The 17,565-nt window shown below is 64.4% G+C and carries 19 protein-coding genes; 10 read left to right on the plus strand and 9 right to left on the minus strand.

Going from position 1 to position 17,565, the window contains the following annotated elements:
* The first annotated feature begins 28 nt into the window (after positions 1-28).
* The 7 genes from phnD to V9L21_RS15520 all read left to right on the plus strand — a co-directional run bounded on the left by phnD (position 29) and on the right by V9L21_RS15520 (position 6,833).
* Positions 29-898, plus strand: coding sequence for a phosphonate ABC transporter substrate-binding protein (phnD, locus tag V9L21_RS15490; protein ID WP_337313274.1), 870 nt, complete (start codon positions 29-31; stop codon positions 896-898).
* The gene (gene phnC, locus V9L21_RS15495) at positions 895-1,695 is read left to right on the plus strand and encodes a phosphonate ABC transporter ATP-binding protein (protein ID WP_337313275.1); all 801 of its coding nucleotides are present in this window, start codon (positions 895-897) and stop codon (positions 1,693-1,695) included. Before phnD ends, phnC begins: the two co-directional genes overlap by 4 nt.
* Positions 1,692-2,522 (plus strand): phosphonate ABC transporter, permease protein PhnE, encoded by an 831-nt coding sequence (phnE, locus tag V9L21_RS15500; RefSeq protein ID WP_337313277.1) that lies wholly within the window; start codon positions 1,692-1,694, stop codon positions 2,520-2,522. Before phnC ends, phnE begins: the two co-directional genes overlap by 4 nt.
* A gap of 104 nt (positions 2,523-2,626) precedes the next feature.
* Positions 2,627-3,721, plus strand: coding sequence for an iron-containing alcohol dehydrogenase PsrA (psrA, locus tag V9L21_RS15505; protein WP_337313279.1), 1,095 nt, complete (start codon positions 2,627-2,629; stop codon positions 3,719-3,721).
* Between the two features lie 28 nt (positions 3,722-3,749).
* Positions 3,750-4,574, plus strand: a complete 825-nt coding sequence (gene phnX, locus V9L21_RS15510; RefSeq protein WP_337313281.1) for a phosphonoacetaldehyde hydrolase — start codon at positions 3,750-3,752, stop codon at positions 4,572-4,574.
* 213 nt (positions 4,575-4,787) lie between these two features.
* Positions 4,788-5,333 carry a hypothetical protein gene (locus V9L21_RS15515; protein WP_337313283.1) on the plus strand — a complete coding sequence of 182 codons (546 nt, stop codon included), beginning with the start codon at positions 4,788-4,790 and terminating at the stop codon, positions 5,331-5,333.
* A gap of 492 nt (positions 5,334-5,825) precedes the next feature.
* Positions 5,826-6,833 carry a hypothetical protein gene (locus V9L21_RS15520; protein ID WP_337313284.1) on the plus strand — a complete coding sequence of 336 codons (1,008 nt, stop codon included), beginning with the start codon at positions 5,826-5,828 and terminating at the stop codon, positions 6,831-6,833.
* Between the two features lie 128 nt (positions 6,834-6,961).
* Here the strand turns inward: V9L21_RS15520 and V9L21_RS15525 are convergent, their stop codons facing one another.
* The 7 genes from V9L21_RS15525 to mltG form a co-directional block, all read right to left on the minus strand.
* Complete coding sequence (locus V9L21_RS15525; protein WP_337313286.1) at positions 6,962-7,444, minus strand: DUF2726 domain-containing protein; 483 nt, start codon at positions 7,442-7,444, stop codon at positions 6,962-6,964.
* 158 nt (positions 7,445-7,602) lie between these two features.
* Positions 7,603-8,280, minus strand: a complete 678-nt coding sequence (locus tag V9L21_RS15530; RefSeq protein ID WP_337313289.1) for an ankyrin repeat domain-containing protein — start codon at positions 8,278-8,280, stop codon at positions 7,603-7,605.
* Positions 8,277-9,086 carry a TatD family hydrolase gene (locus tag V9L21_RS15535; protein ID WP_337313290.1) on the minus strand — a complete coding sequence of 270 codons (810 nt, stop codon included), beginning with the start codon at positions 9,084-9,086 and terminating at the stop codon, positions 8,277-8,279. Before V9L21_RS15535 ends, V9L21_RS15530 begins: the two co-directional genes overlap by 4 nt.
* A gap of 126 nt (positions 9,087-9,212) precedes the next feature.
* Positions 9,213-9,590, minus strand: coding sequence for a PilZ domain-containing protein (locus V9L21_RS15540; RefSeq protein WP_157613836.1), 378 nt, complete (start codon positions 9,588-9,590; stop codon positions 9,213-9,215).
* On the minus strand, positions 9,587-10,609 hold the full coding sequence (locus V9L21_RS15545) for a DNA polymerase III subunit delta' (RefSeq protein WP_337313294.1): 1,023 nt from the start codon (positions 10,607-10,609) through the stop codon (positions 9,587-9,589). The genes V9L21_RS15540 and V9L21_RS15545 overlap by 4 nt, the downstream gene beginning before the upstream one ends.
* Positions 10,606-11,265, minus strand: coding sequence for a dTMP kinase (gene tmk, locus V9L21_RS15550; protein WP_337313296.1), 660 nt, complete (start codon positions 11,263-11,265; stop codon positions 10,606-10,608). The genes V9L21_RS15545 and tmk overlap by 4 nt, the downstream gene beginning before the upstream one ends.
* Positions 11,262-12,296: an endolytic transglycosylase MltG gene (gene mltG, locus V9L21_RS15555; protein ID WP_337313298.1), complete on the minus strand. Its 1,035-nt coding sequence runs from the start codon at positions 12,294-12,296 to the stop codon at positions 11,262-11,264. Before mltG ends, tmk begins: the two co-directional genes overlap by 4 nt.
* Before the next feature lie 131 nt (positions 12,297-12,427).
* On the opposite strand from mltG, the gene ygfZ reads away from it, so the two are divergent.
* Together ygfZ and V9L21_RS15565 are read left to right on the plus strand one after the other, a co-directional pair.
* A complete protein-coding gene (ygfZ, locus tag V9L21_RS15560) occupies positions 12,428-13,354 on the plus strand; it encodes a CAF17-like 4Fe-4S cluster assembly/insertion protein YgfZ (RefSeq protein WP_337313300.1) in 927 nt (308 codons plus the stop codon).
* Positions 13,355-13,502: 148 nt separating this feature from the next.
* Positions 13,503-14,420, plus strand: coding sequence for a hypothetical protein (locus V9L21_RS15565; protein ID WP_337313302.1), 918 nt, complete (start codon positions 13,503-13,505; stop codon positions 14,418-14,420).
* On the opposite strand, the gene V9L21_RS15570 is transcribed toward V9L21_RS15565, so the two are convergent.
* A complete protein-coding gene (locus V9L21_RS15570) occupies positions 14,414-15,295 on the minus strand; it encodes a YbgC/FadM family acyl-CoA thioesterase (RefSeq protein ID WP_337313304.1) in 882 nt (293 codons plus the stop codon). The genes V9L21_RS15565 and V9L21_RS15570 overlap by 7 nt on opposite strands.
* Entirely contained in the window at positions 15,292-16,257 is a 966-nt protein-coding gene (locus V9L21_RS15575; protein ID WP_337313306.1) for an alpha/beta hydrolase, read from the minus strand. Before V9L21_RS15575 ends, V9L21_RS15570 begins: the two co-directional genes overlap by 4 nt.
* A 68-nt stretch (positions 16,258-16,325) precedes the next feature.
* Between V9L21_RS15575 and V9L21_RS15580 the strand changes: the two genes are divergently transcribed.
* Complete coding sequence (locus V9L21_RS15580) at positions 16,326-17,462, plus strand: iron-containing alcohol dehydrogenase (protein WP_337313308.1); 1,137 nt, start codon at positions 16,326-16,328, stop codon at positions 17,460-17,462.
* Positions 17,463-17,565: the final 103 nt, after the last annotated feature.

Below are 17,565 nucleotides of genomic sequence, written 5' to 3' on the forward strand. Positions count from 1 at the left end.
ACATCGTTCAACACCCATTGAGAACCGCATGACCACTCTGTCCCGCCTTCGTCGCAGCCTGATCGCCTTGACTCTTTGCGTCATGGCCGCCACGCCGGCGGCGGCCGCGCCGCCGATCACAATCGGCCTCATCCCAGCGGAAGACTCGCAAGCCATGATTGAGAGCAGCCGCCAGGTGCTCGACAGCTTGCAGCAACAGCTGGGCATGCAGGTCAAGCCTTTCGTCGCAACCGACTACAACGGCGTCATCGAAGCCCTGCGCTCGAAGAAGCTCGACGTCGCCTATCTCGGCCCGTTCTCCTATGTTCTCGCCAGTTCGGTGGCGGACGTGGAAGCCTTCGCCGTCGCGGTCACCAAGAAGACGGGGCAGAGCGCCTACAAGAGCGTGATCATTGCGCGCAAGGACAGCGGCTTCGCCAAGACGGCGGACCTCAAGGGCCGCACCTTCGCATTTGTCGACCCGACCTCGGCCTCAGGCCATTTGTTCCCGAAGGCCGGCCTGCTCCAGGCCGGTCATGACCCCGATGCCTTCTTCGGGCGGGTCATCTTCTCCGGCTCGCACGACGCAAGCATCCTGGCCGTGGCCAACAAGAAGGTCGACGCGGCCGCCGTGGCAGACCGCATCCTCGCAAGCGCCATCGCCAAAGGGCAAGTCAAGCAGGACGACCTGGAGATCGTCTGGTCATCAAATCCGATCCCCGAGTCGCCGATGGTCTGGCGCAAGGATCTGGATCCGGCGCTCAAGGCGAAGATCGCGCAAGCGCTGGCCAACGTCAAGGACCTTCCGTGGGGCGACCAGGGCGTGCTCAACGGCTTTCAGCCCACCAACGACGCGGCCTACAACGTCGTGCGCGACACGGCCAAGGTGCTCAAGCTCGACCTGCGGAGCATGAAGTGATCCGGATTCGGAACCTCACCAAGCGATACGGCGAGAACGCCGTGCTGCGCGGTGTCGACCTCGATGCCGCCAAGGGCGAGTTCATCGTCGTCCTCGGCGAATCGGGGGCGGGCAAGTCCACGCTGCTGCGTTGCGTGAACCGGCTTGCCGTCGCGGACGGCGGTGAACTGAATGTCGACGGCATGGACGCCGTCCGGGGTGAGGACACGCGCGCACTGCGCCAGCGCGTTGCGATGATCTTCCAGCACCACAATGTGGTGCCGCGGCTGAGCGCCGTGAAGAACGTGTTGACCGGGCGCCTGGGTGCGGTATCGACCCTCGCGTCGGTGCTGCACATCTTCAGCCGCAGCGACATCGCACTGGCGCACGAATGCCTGGGTCGCGTCGGCCTTGCGCACAAGGCCCTGGAGCGTACCGATTCGCTGTCGGGTGGTCAGATGCAGCGCGTCGGCATCGCCCGCGCGCTCGCGCAGCGGCCTCGCGTGATTCTTGCGGACGAACCTGTGGCGAGCCTCGACCCCCAGACCTCCCGCAAGGTGCTGCAATACCTGCACGATGCGTCGCGCGACCTGGGCATCACCGTGCTGTGCAACTTGCACCAGGTCGACTACGCGCGCGAGTTCGCGGACCGCATCGTCGGTCTGGCGCAAGGACGCGTCGTGTTCGACGGAGCGCCAGCGGCCATGCGCCAGGCGCACATTGACCACATCTACCAGCCGCAGCAGTTGCCCGACGCATCGCGCGCCGCCGCTGCGCCGCCAGTCTCCACGGCCGCCATGGCCCATACAGGGGCATGAGCATGGGTTCCCCGACATCGAAGTACGCCTGGACAGGCCCGCTGCCCGAGGGCCGGCGAAGCTGGTTCAATCTCGTCCTCGGCCTGGGCGTGGCGGCGTGGGCGCTGCAATGGAGCGCCGGCGGTGCACAGCTCAGCTGGGCCGAACTGGCCGCGGGCATCCCGCAGATACTCGACTTCCTGAGCCGCACGCTGCCGCCAGACCTGAGCATCCTGAATCGGCTTGTCGACCCAGCCGTCGAGACCATCCAGATCGCAGTCTGGGGGACGCTACTCGCCGTTCTTCCCGCGATTCCCCTGTCGTTCCTTGCGGCGCGGAATCTCCAGAGCAATCGTTGGGTGTACCAGAGCACGCGGCAGGGGCTGAATATCGTGCGCAGCATCAACGAACTGATCCTTGCCCTGGTGTTCGTCTCGGCGGTCGGACTGGGCCCGTTCCCCGGGGTACTTGCGCTGGCGCTGCACGGCGCGGGCATGCTGGGCAAGTTCTTCGCCGATGCCATCGAGGAGATCGACCAGGGCCCGCTCGAGGCGCTGCGCGCCACCGGCGCCCGCCCGCTGCAGGTGATCGTCTTCGGGGTGCTGCCCCAGGTCGTGACCGCCTGGATCGCCGTCGTGCTTTACCGCTTCGAGGTCAACCTCCGTTCCGCGACGGTGCTCGGCATGGTAGGTGCCGGTGGGCTCGGCTTCGAGCTGGTGAGCAGCCTGAAGCTGTTTCGTTATCCCGAAACAGCGACCTGCATCATCGTTATCACGCTCATGGTCGTCGTCGCCGACACGCTGTCGAGCCAGCTGAGGCATCGCATCCAGCGCAAGGGCGCGCACTGACCTGATCGTCCGGCGACTCTGCGCCGCGCCAGTTCTTCTTCTTTTTTTCTTCTTCTGCTCCTCTCGGCGGCTTCGCCGAGGCGCGAGCCTGACCGAGCGAAACCATGTGGACCTTCTACAACCCCGTTGACGTGCATGCCGGCTCCGGCTCCGTCGAGACGCTGCCCAGGCTACTCGGCCGGCGCCGTGCCGTCCTCATCACCTTTCCGGAGGCGCAAGCACTAGGACTGGTCGATCACGTGCGCGGCCTGCTAGGCGACCGGCTCGCCGGCGTCGAGACCGATGTGCTGCCCAATCCCGACGTGTCGTGGCTTGCGCCGATGTACGAGCGCCTTTGGCGGGACCATGCCGATGTCGATTGCATCGTGGCACTTGGCGGCGGCAGCGTCATCGATTGCGCGAAGGTCATGCTCACCCGTTCGGGCGACGGCGGCTTCGGCGAACTGCTGGCACTGCTCGAAGGCACTGCGCACCCGGTGTCGTCGGCCGGCGGGCACCGCAGGCTGCTGGCCATTCCGACCACTGCCGGCACCGGAAGCGAGGTGACGCCCTGGGCAACCGTTTGGGACCAGGCCCGCAAACGCAAGCTGTCGCTGCACCTTCCATGGACCTGGCCCGAAGCCGCCATTGTCGATGCTGACCTGATGCTCACCCTGCCGCAGGCGACCACGCTGGCCAGCGGGCTCGACGCGCTGTCGCATGCGCTCGAATCGCTCTGGAACATACACCGCAATCCCGTATCGGCCAGTCTGGCAATCAGCGCGGTGCGCAGCATCGTCGAAACGTTGCCGGAATTGCTCAGTGCCCCGCAAAGGTCCGATTTGCGCGAGCGCCTGGCGACGGCGGCGCTGCAGGCCGGTCTTGCCTTCTCCAACACCCGAACGGCGCTCGCCCACTCGCTGTCGTACGACATCACGCTCAGGCATGGCACGCCACATGGCATTGCGTGCTCATTCAGCCTGCCGCGCATCATGCAGCTCGCCGCCGGTCGAGATCCGGCGCTGGACGCGCTGCTGTTGTCGGCGTTCGGCGCCCGCGACATGGACGAGGCCGTGGCCCTGCTGAGCGCTTTCCTGGAAGGCTTGGGCGTCAGCATCGACCCATCCGCCTACGGCATCGCCGCAGCCGAGTGGAACGAACGCATCGGGCAAGCAATGGCCGGCGCACGCGGTCGCAACTTCATCGCAGCCGCCGTCTGAATTCAAACTACCTGTATCCAAAACGATCATGAATCCGTCCACGTCATTTGCCGCGCTCCCACCGCATCACCTTGAGGCCGTCATCTTCGATTGGGCTGGAACACTGGTTGACTTCGGTTCGCTGGCGCCCACCCAGATATTTGTGGAAGCCTTCGCCACCTTCGGGATCGACATTACCCTGGCGCAGGCTCGCGGTCCCATGGGGTTGTCGAAGCGGCACCACATTCGTACCCTGCTGGAGGAACCGGTGATCCGTGCGCAATGGAAAACGCGCTTCGGCAGGTCGCCGGGTGCGCCAGACGTCGATGCTCTCTACGAGCGCTTCATGCCCATGCAGATTGAGAGGGTAGGCGACTACTCCCAACCCATCGAGGGCGCCGTGGAAGTCCTCGCATGGCTACGCGCTCAACGGCTGAAAGTCGGATCGTGCTCGGGTTACCCGCGGCAGGTGCTGGACATTTTGCTGCCGCTGGCGGCGAGGCAGGGCATCGTGCCAGACCACGTGGTGGCCGGCGACGAACTGCCCGCCGGCGGACGGCCGGGACCGTACATGGCACTGGCAAACGTGCTTGCACTGAAAATTGGTGATGTCCGCAAGTGCATCAAGGTCGACGACACGGTTCCAGGTATCCAGGAAGGGCGCAACGCGGGCATGTGGTGCGTTGGGATCAGTTTGGCGGGCAATGAAGTGGGCTTGACAGAGCAAGCACTTGGCCGCCTGACGACATCTGAAATCGATGAACTTCGTCAGGGCGCAGAAGAACGGTTAACTGCGGCAGGCGCCCACGTCGTCATAGACAGCATTGCCGACTTGCCGAGCGCCGTTCACAAGATCGCGAAGCTCCACAAGTAGTTCTGCAACCAATTCGGGGCACGGAGCAGCGGGCCGGGCCCTTGATCCCGGGCGCCGCTTTTTTCAGGCGCAGCGTCGCGACGCAGTCGTAGCTCCGTAGCCGATCCGATCATTCATGATTTAACATAATGCACATTGTATTATTCGCACAATGATTTGCACCAGGTCGCTACCCGTGACCGTCGAAAAAATCTGGTCTACGCATGGGACCACGTGAACCGCCAGCTGCTGTTCGCGAAGGCCATCACCAAATCGCCCTACAAGTACAACAAGAAGGTTTTCAAGCTCCACCACAGCGCAGATCTGCACACCAAGCAGCCGCGCAAGATGCCCGGCGTGCTGTGGTTCATCGTCATTGCCATCGGTCTGTTGATCTGGAAGTTGCCCGATGCCTACCGAGGCGTCACAGGTCAGGCCGCGATTGCGGCCACCTCGAGCTCGAGCACGACCGCTTCCGGCAAATCGGCTGGCGCAGCTTGCACCTGGTGCGCCGGCGATCGACGATTCGACTGCGTGGATCCCGCGCGTCAATTCCCGGCCAAAGTCCGCGCCGGTCTACGACGCATTGCGCCAAGTCAAATCCATGCCGACCGTCACCGGCGCGTTGTGCAATGCCAATGGCTGCAAATGCGTGACGCACCAGGGCACCAACGCTGGACTGACCGAAGCGGAATGCCGCGGCTGGTTGGACAACAGGCCGTTCGATCCCTACAAGGTGCCCCCGATGGATCAGGCACCCTCGCCCTTAGCCGGCCCTGAAAAAGCGGTTGAGGGTCGATCTGACCGCCCTGCCCCTACCCTCGTGGTCATCGATGGTCCCGGCTGGCGCGATCCTGTCGGTGCTCGCGCGTCCGCTCGCTGATCATGAATTGGGCTCAGTGGGCATTCGTCTTGGTCGTGGTGATTGTTTTCGCTTGGATCAATTACGACGGCTGGAAGAAATTCAGGCGCCGGCACGACCTGGGCTAAATGCGCCTGATGCCGATCAGGTGCAATAACGTGCCCCTGCGCAGGCGCCTTCACTACTGCAAGGCAAAACGCCGTAGCCCTTGTGGCGAAGGTCTCGGCTCTCTGGCGTAGCGCTCGTTACGTGCCCCTGCTCTCTCTCCGGCCGGACAGCAAAGCTCGATGCAGATTCCTCGATGGACGCGTCGTCTCCACCAAGCGGCCCAACAAAAGTGTTACTCGACGATACAGAACGACAAGCCCACGGCAAAATGATGGATCAAAACCATCAACCGAGGAGAGGCAATGACAGAGATAGTTGAACATGGAGACAGAGCGAGCGGAGGTGAGGGCCGTGTGGTGCGTGTGGGCGAGCATCAAACAGTAGTTGCCCTGAAGGACTACAAGGACATTTACAACCAAATCACCGGAAAAACCGAAAAGATAAAAAAGAGATACAACGACAACATCCTCGTGGATTTGTCCGAGTTAGAGCAATTGCATCATAAAATTATGCAGCTCTGCGGAATTCATTCTGTAATTGCTAACACGGAATCGATCTCGGTTTTTCACGAAAAAGAGCGCACGGAGCAATTCACCTCTTTTGATCAATTCAGAAGTTACAACGCTAATGCCCCCAGCCCAACTGTCAATGTTTTACTGAAGTACAACTTTTCGATTATTCCAAACGGACGTCAGCGGCCACAGGAATACACGGTGTCAATACGCTTGACTTCTCGCCTAGGTGCGATGAAGCAGTTGGAGGACGATGACGGGCCAGGCTTCTTGTTCAGCGGATTTCATCGGTATGTGCTCGCGCACACCGCTGAAGTTACGGTGGAGTATGTCGACTACGTCATTGCAAGGGGCTTTTTAGAAGCGTTCGATGAGTGGATCAAAGGCTGTAAGTGCACCCAAAAGAGCAAGTTGCTCCGGCATCTTCGGCAGCGCTCCTATCTTGTTCCAGAGTTTGTGCAACTCGGCATTGCTGCCGTCCTCACTTGGTACGCTTTCCAAGGGGTACCCGCGAGCTTTTCTGCCGCTTCTGGGCCCGAGCTATGGGCGAAATTTTTCACCCTATACCTCGGGTCTGGCTACATCTTGATCGTTTTGGCTGGTAAGTCGGGTAGTCTGATTGAGCGCGCGATAGACACTTATCCCGAACTCTCGTATCTGAAGCTCAATAGAGGCGATGAGAAGATCATCGAGGAATCAAAAAAACAGCGGCCCATGGCGCTATTGCGTTTGTTTTCAGGGATCGTGTCAGCGATACTTGTGGCTATTGTTTCTTCGAAGATCGAAAAGCTTTTGTAATCTTCGTTAATTAAAAAAGGCCTCTAACGGGGGGGCTTTGTATGTTAACTTAACGAAGATTACAAATTTTCAAGCCACTTTCGCTTGATATAAGCCGTATTGTGTTTGTCGAAATCGGCCTAACGCGCTCAAGAGCCCATCGGACTCACAGACGCCAAGGACGGATCGAAGTCGGCTTCGACACGACCAATATCCGGAACTCGCGGATATCGCAGCACGCGGTAGCCGGCCTCTACCAGCAGCGCATCCCGGTCCGAGTCGCGTTGCGACTTGCCTTTGCCGTTCTTGTCGCCGAGTGCGACCACGGCCACGACCTTGAACGAACGGTCGCACACGACGAAGTCGGCGATCTTCCGGCTGAACGAGCTCCGTGCGGCGCGTGTGCGGGCCGTGAGCAATGCGCCAAAGCTGACTTGCGGAAGCACCAACAAGTCCGGCAGCGTTTGCACCAAGCGGTTGTACATTGCTTGTTCGCGCGCCGTGAGCGGCGGCCGTGCCTTGGGCTTGTCGACAAAGCCGCTGCTACCTTGGGCTGACCTTTTTCTGGCAACCGCCACGAACACCAGCAGCCCGATGGCCAACAAAAAGACCATGAATAGAAATGTATTCATCTCTGCTTCTCCTTCTCCGCAGAGTCTCGCATGACTGCGCAGGCGCCTCTTTGGGTGTTTTGCCGGACCTGTGCCGGAGCGCCGGATTCAGGCCTTCGCGTCGAAGGAAAGCTGCTCAGTGTCAGCTGCGAAAGCCGCAGCCAGCCCGGCCGCGGAGCTCACCATTTGCCGTCTTTGGGAATCGCTTGAGGGGTCGGCTTTGCGCCGGCAGAAGCTGCGATGAGTTGTGCGGCCTCGGGGCGATTGGCCTTGTTCGCAAAGTCGACCGCGGTCATGCCGAGCTGGTTTTTCATCGTGGTGTCGGCGCCTTCGGCCAGCAGCAGCTTCACGGCTTCGGTCGATCCATACATTGCGGCCATCATGAGCGGCGTGGTGCCGTTGGGCGACTGCGCATCGATGAAGGCGTACTTGTCGAGCAGCACTTTCATGATGCTCAGCTGGCCGCTGCTGGCGGCATAGTGCAGCGGTGTCCAGCCGGTCTTGTTGACGGCGGCGTCGCGCTTGAGCAACTGGGCGACGATGTCCTGCTGGCCTTTGATGGCGGCAAGCATCAGCGGGGTTTCGTCCTTGGCGTTGGCAATGTCTACGTCGGTTTGCGGCGACTCGAGCAGCACCTGGGCGACCTTGGGCGACGGTTCGCGCAGCGCGATGATCAAGCCGGTCTGGCCGTTTTCGTCGCGCGTGTTGGGGTCGAAGCCGCGCTGCAGCAGGGTTCGCACGCCGCTGGCGTTGTCTCCGCGCACGGCCCGGAAAAAATCTTCGAACGAACCCGCATGTGCAGAAAAAGTTGCTGCAACGACAGCAAGATACACGAACTTCTTAATGTATTTCTTCATTTGATTTTGACTCCCTTGAACAGCGTTTCGAAGTTCTCGCTCGTGGCTTCTGCGACTGCTTCGACGGGCAGTTTGCGCAGTTCGGCGATCTGCTTCGCAACGTACGGCACGTACGACGGATTGTTGGTCTTGCCGCGATACGGCACGGGCGCCAGATACGGGCTGTCGGTTTCGATCAGCATCCGGTCCAGCGGCACAAAGGCCGCCACGTCGCGCAGGTCCTGCGCCTTCTTGAAGGTCAGGATGCCCGAAAACGAAATGTAGAAACCCAGGTCGAGCGCCGCACGGGCGACTTCGGCGGTTTCGGTAAAACAATGGAACACGCCGCCTGCGGCCTTGCCGGAGCCGTCTTCGCCCTCCTCCTTCAGGATGGCCAGCGTATCGGCTGAGGCTTCGCGGGTGTGAATGACCAGTGGCATGCGGGTTTGCTGCGCGGCGCGAATGTGCACGCGAAAACGGTCGCGCTGCCATTCCATGTCGGAAATGCTGCGTCCGCCCTTTCGCTCTTCCATCTGGTAGTAGTCGAGGCCGGTCTCGCCAATGGCCACTACCTTGGGCAAGGCGGCACGGCGCACCAGGTCGTCGAGGGTGGGTTCGGCGATGTCCTCGTTGTCGGGGTGCACGCCCACGCTGGCCCAGAAGTTGTCGTAGCGGGCCGCCAGGGCCTGCACGTCGTCGAACTCTTCGAGCTTGGTGCAGATGCAAAGGGCCCGGTCGACCTGCGCTTCGGCCATGGCGGCGCGGATTTGCGGCATCTGGTCCGCGAACTCGGGGAATGTGAGGTGGCAGTGGGAATCGGTGAACATGGCGCTGATTGTCTGGCTGATGCCAGGGACACCGAGGAACCGGGTTTGCCGGGCCTCTGGTGTCGCCCCCGGGGTTGGCGTAGCGGCGCGAAGTGCGCGCAGCCTGGGGGCGAGCCTGCAGTCGAGCTAAATGGTTTGTGTGGGGCGGTCGGAGGCCATCGAGCCACCGAGCGCCGCCTCGATGCGCGCCTTGAGCTGGCGCGACTTTTCGTCCGACGGAAAGCGGACGCCGACGCCCGGCGCACGGTTGCCGGCGGCGCGCTGCGGGGTGATCCATGCGACCTTGCCGGCCACGGGATAACGCTGCGGGTCTTCGGGCAGCGTCAGCAGCACATAGACATCGTCGCCCAGCCGGTATTCGCGCGAGGTCGGAATGAAGATGCCGCCTTCGGCAAACAGCGGAATGTAGGCGGCGTAGAGCGCACCCTTTTCCTTGATGGCGAGCTGGATCACGCTCGGCCGTTGAGGCGTTGCGGCGGCGGCAGGGGCGGCTGGTTGGTTCATGGTCGGCGAGGAGCAGAGTTTAGGGTGGTTCGCGCCTCGCTCACAAGCGCTTCCAGCATGAGCCCCGCATTGAAGGGGTGTTCGGCGGTTCTTGCCGCATTGGCAAGCGACTTGGACCAACGCGCCAGCGCCAGGTGCGAAGGCACCGCCGCCGGCAGGTCTGCCGCCTCGAAGAACCGGGGTTCGGCACCGCTGCCGACGGCCATCAGGTCGTGGCAAAGCTTTTGCAGCGCGCCGATGGCTTGCGAGGGCGCCTGGTCTGCCAGTGCGGCGACGTCACCGCGCAACACTGCCTTGGGCAGCAGTGACCAGGCCTTGGGCGACTGGCCAGAGCGCGCGAGCCGCAGCGCATCGCTGGGCCGGCCGCCGGCCGCACGCAGCAAGGCGGTTGCATCGGCCGCGGGCACGTCGTGCGCGCCCAGCCAGGCTTCGGCCTCGGCCGTTGCGGGCCACGGCAGCGTAAAGCCGAGGCAGCGGCTGCGGATGGTCGGCAGCAGCTGCCACGCCGCCTCGCTGGCCAGCACAAAGCGAACGTCGCCGACCGGCTCTTCGAGCGTCTTGAGCAGCGCGTTGGCTGTGATGGTGTTCATGCGCTCGGCGGGGTACACCAGCACCACCTTGCCGCGGCCGCGGGCGCTGGTGCGCTGGGCAAAGCCGACCGCATCGCGCATGGCCTCGACGCGGATCTCTCGGCTGGGCTTGCGCTTCTTGTCGTCGATGTCGGCCTGGGCCTTTTCGTCGAGCGGCCAGCCGAGTTCCTGCATGGCAACTTCGGGCATCAGCACGCAAAGGTCGGCATGGGTTCGAACCTCGATGGCGTGGCAGCTGGGGCATTGGCCGCAGGCGGTGCCGCCCTCTTCCACCTTGGGCTGTTCGCAAAGCCAGGCAGCGGCGAGCGCCAGCGCGAGTTCGTATTGGCCAAGGCCCGACGGCCCCTGCAGCAGCCATGCATGGCCGCGCTGGCGCAGCAGTTCTGCGAGCGGCCGGCGGAGCCAGGGCGAAAGCTGCGGCGTGCTCATCGCGTGACTCCAGTCGCGGGTGCCAATGCGCCACGCGCGACAAGCGCCGCTTCCACCTGCTGCCAGACCTGGTCGCGCGTCTGGCTGGCGTCGATGCGAACGAAGCGCTGCGCGTCGGCGGCCGCGCGGGCCGCGTAGCCCGCCGCCACACGCCGGAAGAACTCGACCGGCTGGGCTTCGAACTTGTCGGGCAAGCGCGCTCCGGCCAGCCGCTCGGCCGCAATTTCGGGCGCCAGGTCGAACCACAGCGTGATGTGGGGCTGCAGCAACCCTGCCGCTCCCCTGCCCCCTTGCACCCACTGCTCCAGCGTCGACAGCACCTGCGCATCGAAGCCGCGGCCCGAGCCCTGGTAGGCAAACGTGGCGTCGGTGAAGCGGTCGCACAGCACCACGTCGCCGCGGGCCAGCGCTGGCTCTATCACCTGCGCGACGTGGTCCCGCCGCGCCGCGAACACCAGGAGCGATTCGGTCAGCGGATCCATCGGCTGCTCGAGGATGAGCCCGCGCAAGGTTTCCGCCAGCGGCGTGCCGCCGGGTTCGCGCGTGCGCACGACCGTGCGGCCCTGCGCTTTCAGGAGTGCCTCCATCGCGTCCAGATGGCTGGACTTGCCCGCGCCGTCGATGCCCTCTAGCGTCAGAAACAGTCCTTCACTCATTGCGCAACCTTCGGTTTGGGTTCGCCATTGCTGCCACCACCCCCGCGCTGATAGCGGTTCACCGCGCGGTTGTGCTCGTCGAGCGAGGTGCTGAACTGGCTGGTGCCGTCGCCGCGCGAGACAAAGTACAGCGACTTGCTTTGCGCCGGCTGCACCGCCGCCAGCAGCGCGGCCTTGCCCGGCATGGCAATAGGCGTGGGCGGCAGGCCGCCGCGGGTGTAGGTGTTCCAGGGCGTATCGGCCTGCAGGTCTTTCTTGCGCAGATTGCCGTCGAAGGTGGTGCCCATGCCGTAGATCACGGTCGGGTCGGTCTGCAGGGGCATGCCGGTGCGCAGCCGGTTGACGAACACCGCGGCAATTTCGGAGCGGTCCTTGGCTTTTCCTGTCTCCTTTTCGACAATACTGGCCAGGATAAGCGCCTCATCGGCCGTTTTGATCGGCAAATCGGCCGCCCGGGCTGCCCAGGCTGCTTCGAGCTTCTTGTCCATGGCCCGCATGGCGCGCTGCAGCAGCGCGATGTCGGTGGAGCCCTTCGAATAGGTGTACGTGTCCGGAAAAAAGCGCCCCTCCGGGTGCACGCCGGGCCTGCCGAGCTTGGCCATCAGCGCGTCGTCTGGCAGCCCGACGGTCTCGGGCTTGAGCTGCTCGGCCTTGGCAAGGGCGGCGCGCACCTGCCGGAAGTTCCAGCCTTCGACCAGCACCAGGCTGCGCGTGGCTTCTTCGCCGCGCACCAGCACGTTGAGCAGCATCTTGGGCGTGATGCCGCGCTCCAGCTCGTAGCTGCCGGCGCGAATCTGGCGGTCCTGGCCCGAGACGCGGAACCACAGATAGAGCAACTGCGGCTGCACGTCGGCGCCGGCATCGGCCACCGCCTGCGCAACGCCGCGCGGCGTGGTGCCCGGTTCCACGGAAAGATCGAGGCTGGGCGCGGGCAGCTTGAGCGGCTGGTGCACCCACCACAGCCCGGCGGCGCCGAGGCCGAGCGCACCCAGGGCGGCGAGCAGAAAGAGCGTAAGAAAAAAGCGGCGCACGGGTCCGATGGAATAGCGGAGAAAAGAAAAACGACTCGAGGAATCGGTGCGAAAAGTCGGTGGCCCTGCGGGAACAACGGCAAGTTTCCCTGCAGGCCGGACGGAACGGCTTCGACCATGATAATTCAGCGATGACTACTGTCGTTCTCAATGGTGTTACCGCCCTCTCGCACCTTGGCGTGATTCGCGCCGAAGGACCGGATGCCGCCGGCTTCCTGCACGGCCAGCTCACGCAGGACTTTTCGCTGCTCGGCGCCACCGAGGCCCGCCTGGCCGCCCTTTGCACCGCCAAGGGCCGCGTGATTGCCAGCTTCATAGGTATTCGGCCGCAGCCCGACCTGGTGCTGCTGGTCTGCAGCAAGGACATCCTGGCCGCCACGCTCAAGCGCCTGTCGATGTATGTGCTGCGCGCCAAGGCCAAGCTCACCGATGCCACGGACCAGTTCGCGCTGTACGGCCTTGCCGGTACCGCGTTGACCGGCAACGGGCTCGATGCCGCCGCCCTGCCCGGCCAGCGCACCGCCATCGGCACGGACATCAGCTCCGTTTCGCTCTACCCGGCCGACGGCGTGCCGCGCGCACTGTGGATTGCCCCCGCAGGCAACCCAGCCCCCGCTGGACCGTCGCTCGACGCGGAGCTCTGGCAATGGAGCGAGGTCCGCAGCGGCATCGTGACGGTGACCACCCCGGTGATCGAGGCCTTCGTGCCGCAGATGATCAACTACGAATCGGTCGGCGGCGTCAATTTCAAGAAGGGCTGCTACCCGGGCCAGGAGATCGTGGCGCGCAGCCAGTTTCGCGGCACGCTGAAGCGCCGCACCTACCTTGTGCAGGCCGGTGCACCGGTGAGCGCAGGCCAGGAAGTGTTTGCCGCCAGCGACGCCGATCAACCCGTGGGCACGGTGGCACAGGCCGCACCCGCCCCCGGCGGCGGCTGGGCCGCGCTGATCTCCATTCAGATATCGGCGCTCGAAACCGGCGGCCTGCGCGCGGGCGGCGCCGACGGCCCGGCACTCACGGTCGAGCCGCTGCCATATCCGCTGCTCGAAGACATCTAGGTCTTGCCGCCAACCCCAGCGTCCCTGCAGACGGACGCCCGGCGCTGCCCCGAAAGAGGCAGCGCTATTTTTTTGCGCGCGTTTAACCCTGCCTTCGGTGCTGCTCCGTAGAAGCCCTACCGATCCACTCCCGGCAAGGAAGACCACCATGAAGCGCAGACTCATCTTTTCAACAGCCCTCGCATTGGCCACCCTCTCGGCCTGCGCTGAAAGTCCGATACGGCCGCCCTCGCCGCCCTTGACCTACGACCGCCTCGGCTCGCTCATGCAGGTGAGCGTGGTCGACCGCGCCACGGGCCGCGAGCTGCCCATTTATCGCCACCGCGGTGAATACTGGGTGGCTGGCCGGCCCGGCTCGCGCTACGCAATTCGCGCGCGCAATGCGATGGGCGAGCGCGTCATGGCGGTGATGTCGGTCGATGGCGTGAACATCGTCACCGGCGAAACCGCGGGCGTGCTCCAGAACGGCTACGTTTTTTCAGGCGGCGAGCGCAGCGACATCACGGGCTGGCGCAAGAGCGACTCGCAGATTGCGGCCTTCGAATTCACGTCGATCGGCAATTCGTACGCGAGCCGCACCGGCCGGCCGGCCGACGTGGGGGTGATCGGCGTCGCGCTGTTCCGCGAGCGGGTGCCCGCGCCGCCCATCGTGTTGCCGCAACGAGACGGCTACGGCAACAACCGCGAGATGGAGCGCCGCAGCGAGGCGCCGTCCGCCGTTGCGGAGGCCGCGCCGGCCGCACCTGCGGCACAGTCCCGCTCCGCCGACAGCGCCCTGGGCGCCGAATCCACCGCAGCGGCCAAGGGTGGGCTCGCCCGGCCATCGCCAAGCCTGGGAACCGGCCATGGCCGGCGAGAGACATCGCATGTGGGCTACACCACCTTCCAGCGCGCGCAGTCCACACCCGACGAGGTGGTTCGCATCCGCTACGACAGCCGCGAGAACCTCATCGCGGCCGGCGTCATTCCCGTGCCGCCTCCGCCGCGCTGGCCGCGTCCCGAAGGCCCGTCCGCCTTTCCGGGTTCGGAGATGGGCTATGTGCCCGACCCGCCGGCCCGTTATTGATTCAGCGCGCGCCGCATCTCGATGTGCGGGATGCCGGCTTCCTCGAACGGCTCGCCATGCACGGTGTAGCCCAGCCGCGCATAAAAGCGCTCCGCGCTGCGCTGCGCGTGCAGGCCGATCTCGCGATCGCCCCGCGCCTTTGCGGCTGCCTCCAGCGCCTGCATCACCGCGGCGCCGTGTCCGCCACTGCGCAGCGCGCGGTGCACGGCCATGCGGCCGAGCATCGCCGTGCCGTCGACGGCATCGAGCAGCCGGCCGGTCGCAATCACCTGGCCGAGCCGGTTGCGCGCCACCGCATGCAGCACCACCGCATCGTGCTCGTCCCACTCCAGTTCCTTGGGAATGTTCTGCTCCTCGATGAAGACGGCGCGCCGCAACGCACTCGCCCCTTCGCCCAGGGTTTTCCAGTCGCCTGTTTCCACGGTGCGCATCGGCTCGCCGGCCTCGAAGCCCGTGAGAATTTCGCGCAATAGTGGCGGCACCGGCTTGGAGGTCTGCGTGGCCGGGTCTGCAAACACATAGACCAGTTCGCAGCCCACCAGGTATTGGTCCTGCCGGAACAGCGCGCCTTGGAACACCATGGACGAATTGCCGATGCGCGCGCATTTCATGCCCACGTCGATCACGTCGTCCATGCGGGCGGAGACCTGAAAGTCCACCGTGGCCTTGCGCACATACAGGTCGCCGCCCAGCGTATGCATGGCCTCTTCGTAAGGCAGCGCAAGCGCGCGCCAGTAGTCGGCAATGGCAGTGTCGAAGTACATCAGGTAGTGCGCGTTGAACACGATCTTCTGCATGTCGACCTCGGCCCAGCGCACGCGCAGGCGATGGAAGAAACGGAAGTCTTTTCTCTGGGGTACGGCTTCTTGGGTCATGGCTTCAGTGCTTCTTTGAGTGCGCGCGCTGCGTCGTTTTGCGCCTGCAGCGCTTCAGGAATCGCGCGGCCCATTTTCAGAAATTCGTGGATCACGCCGCGATAGATTTCGAGATCGACCGCCACGCCCGCGGCACGCAGCTTGTCGGCGTAGGCAATGCCTTCGTCCACCACCGGGTCGCATTCGGCCAGCCCGATCCAGGCCGGCGCCACGCCTTCGACATCGTCCGCCAGCAGCGGCGCAAAGCGCCAATCGTCGCGGTCAGCCGGCGTGCGCACATACTGGCCGAAGAAGTAGTCGATCAGCGCCTTGGTCAGCAGCGGTCCGTTGGCGTACAGCTGGTGCGAAGGGGTGTCCTGGTGGCCGGTGGTGCCGGGGTAGATCAGCATCTGCAGCGCGAGCGGCAGGCCCGCGTCGCGCGCAAGAATGGCGCACACCGCGGCCAGCGTGCCGCCGGCGCTGTCGCCGCCCACTGCAAGGCGGCTGGTTTCCAGGCCGAGGCGCGCGCCTTCTTTCGCAACAAAGGCGAACGCGTCCCAGGCGTCGTCGGAAGCGGTCGGAAACTTGTGCGCAGGCGCCAGGCGGTAATCAACCGACACCACGGCGCAGCCGCTCTTCAGGCTGAGCACGCGGCACAGCGTGTCGTGCGTGCGGATGTTGCCGACCGTGAAACCGCCGCCATGAAAGTACACCAGCACCGGCAGCCTGGCCGACGACGGCGCGTAGAGCCGGGCCGGAATCTCGAAGCCGTCGCGCGCTGTAATGCTGAAGTCTTCGATGCGCGCGAGCTCGGGCTTCGGCACTTCGAGCACGCCGGCGCCCTTTTCGTAGGAAGCCTTGGCTTCGTCGGGCGTGAGTTGGTCCAGGCTCGGATGGCCCGCCCGGGCCATGCGCTCGACCACGCTCGCCATCTTGGCCGTCAGCAATGTGCCCGACGCGACAGCGGCAAGGGTTTTGTTCATGTGCAAGACTGTTTGCTCTTGTTAGATTCGAATGGTCGGCAATCGTACCGCCCCAAGCATCAACGCCCATGGCCCTCATCCAATACCTCACCCAGATCCAGTTCGAGTTCGGCGCCATCAAGCTGCTGTCCAGCGAATGCGCGCGCATAGGCATCACCCGCCCGCTGATCGTGACCGATGCGGGCGTGCGCGCCGCCGGCGTGTTGCAGAAGGCGTTCGACGCCGTGGCCGATCTCGAGGTGGCGGTGTTCGACCAGACGCCTTCCAACCCGACCGAGGCCGCCGTGCGCGCGGCGGTCGAGCTGTACCGCAGCGGCCGGTGCGACGGGCTCATTGCCGTGGGCGGAGGTTCCGCCATCGACTGCGCCAAGGGCGTGGCGATCGCGGCCACGCACGAAGGTCCGCTCAAGACCTACGCCACCATCGAAGGCGGCTCGCCCAAGATCACCGAGCGCGTGGTGCCGATCATCGCGGTGCCCACCACCAGCGGCACCGGCAGCGAGGTGGCGCGCGGCGCCATCGTCATCGTGGACGACCACCGCAAGCTGGGCTTTCACAGCTGGTTTCTCATGCCGAAGGCGGCCATCTGCGACCCCGAGCTCACGCTCGGCCTGCCGCCCCGCCTCACGGCTGCGACCGGCATGGATGCCATTGCGCATTGCATGGAAACCTTCATGTCGGCGGCCTTCAATCCGCCGGCTGACGGCATCGGGCTCGACGGACTGGAGCGTGCCTGGCTGCATATCGAGCGCGCCACCAAGGACGGCAGCGACCGCGAAGCGCGACTTAACCTGATGAGCGCATCGATGCAAGGCGCGATGGCTTTCCAGAAGGGCCTGGGCTGCGTGCATTCGCTGAGCCACAGCCTGGGCGGCGTCGATCCACGCCTGCACCACGGCACGCTGAACGCCCTCTTCCTGCCTGCGGTGATCCACTTCAATGCGGGTGCCGAGTCGGTGCAAAAGGAACAGCGGCTGCAACGCATGGCCCGGGCCATGCACCTCGATTCGGCCGGCGATCTGGCTGAGGCCATCCGCGACATGAATGCGCGGCTGGGCATGCCCAAGGGGCTGGCCGAAGTGGGCGTGACGCCCGAGTTGTTCGAGAAGATCATCGACGGCGCGATGGCAGACCATTGCCACAAGACCAATCCTCGGCTCGCTACGCGCGACGACTACAGGGCGATGCTCGAAGCGTCGATGTAGGAGCTTTTGGGTTGTAGGAACGCTGCTGTTCAGGGCGGCGCACCCGCCGACGGGGTACCTTTCTCCGCGAATGTCCCCCGGCCTGCGGCCTCCTCCTTTATTT

This window comes from Variovorax sp. CCNWLW235 (genome assembly GCF_037204085.1).
Lineage (GTDB): Bacteria > Pseudomonadota > Gammaproteobacteria > Burkholderiales > Burkholderiaceae_C > Variovorax.